Source organism: Streptomyces sp. BE20, assembly GCF_036322525.1.
Lineage (GTDB): Bacteria > Actinomycetota > Actinomycetes > Streptomycetales > Streptomycetaceae > Kitasatospora.
In genome coordinates, this window is the sequence record NZ_JAQYWW010001098.1 from 1 (window position 1) to 1,353 (window position 1,353).

Genomic DNA, 1,353 nt, shown 5'->3' on the forward strand with positions numbered 1-1,353 from the left:
CGTGGAGTTGGGTCCGGACGGGACTCTTGCGTCGTTGGTGGAGGGGGTTCTTGAGGGGCCGGTGACGGCTGCGGTGTTGCGGCGGGATCGTGGGGAGTCGCGGACGGCGGTGGCGGCGTTGGCGCGGATCCATGTGCAGGGTCACCGGGTCGACTGGACCGCGCTGCTGGGCACGGCCACGGGCCGGTCCTCCGGCATCGACCTGCCGACGTATCCGTTCCAGCGGCGTCGTTACTGGTTGGAGCCCGCGATCCGTACCGGCGACGCCGGCGGCCTCGGCCTGGCCCCGATAGGCCACCCGCTGCTCCGGGCGGCCGTCGGCCTGCCGGACGGCGAGGGCGCCGTGCTGACCGGCAGCCTGTCGCTGGCCACCCACCCGTGGCTCGCCGACCACGCGGTGCAGGGCACGGTGATCCTTCCCGGCACCGCACTGCTGGAGCTGGCGATCCGCGCGGGCGACGAGGTGGGGGCGAGTGCGCTCGACGAACTGGTCGTCGAGGCCCCGCTCCTCGTCCCGGACCGCGGCGCCGTCCACGTCCGGGTGAGCGTCGGTGACCCGGACGAGGCGGGCCTGCGGTCCGTCACCGTCCACTCGCGCCCCGCCCCGCCGGCCGGACCGGGCGACCCGGCGGAGCGGTTGACGGATTCGGCCGAGTGGACCCGGCACGCCGCCGGCACCCTGCTGAGCGGCCCGGCCGCGCCGGCCGAGGGTCTGCACGCCTGGCCGCCGCCGGGTGCGACGGCGCTGGACACCGAGGGGATCTACCAGGACCTGGCCGCCGCCGGGTTGGACTACGGGCCCGGGTTCCAGGGCCTGCGCGCCGCCTGGCGGGACGGCGACACCTTCTACGCCGAGGTCGCGCTGCCCGACGCGCTCGCCGGTGAGGCCGAACGGTACGGCCTCCACCCCGCCCTGCTGGACGCCGCCGTCCACATCACCGTCCACCACCGGCTGGTCGACAGCCCGCCCGGAGTGAGCCGGCTGCCGTTCGCCTACACCGGTGTCCGGCTGCACGCGACGGGCGCGAGCGCCCTGCGCGTCCGGCTCCGCTACACCGAGCCGGAGGTGCTCGCGATCGAGCTCGCGGACGGGACCGGCGCGCCGGTGGCCTCGGTGGAGGCACTCCGGGCCCGCCTGGTCTCCGCCGAGCAGCTCGCCCCGACGGGCGGCGCCGACCGCGACGCGCTGTTCCGGCTGGACTGGCCGCAGGTGACGGCGGGTGCCTCCGACGAGTCCGCCTGGGAGGTGCTGCGCGCGGAGGGGGACCTGGCCGTGACGCTGGCGGCCGTTCAGGGGTGGTTCGCGGACGAGTCCCGTGAGGGTGTCCGTCTGGTGGTCCTGACGCGTCGGGC

At 76.2% G+C, this 1,353-nt stretch carries 1 protein-coding gene; it reads left to right on the forward strand.

Annotated elements, in window-relative coordinates:
- Window positions 1-118: 118 nt before the first annotated feature.
- Window positions 119-1,353 (forward strand): polyketide synthase dehydratase domain-containing protein (locus PUR61_RS33190; RefSeq protein WP_329883224.1); only part of this gene is annotated, 1,235 nt, incomplete at its 3' end.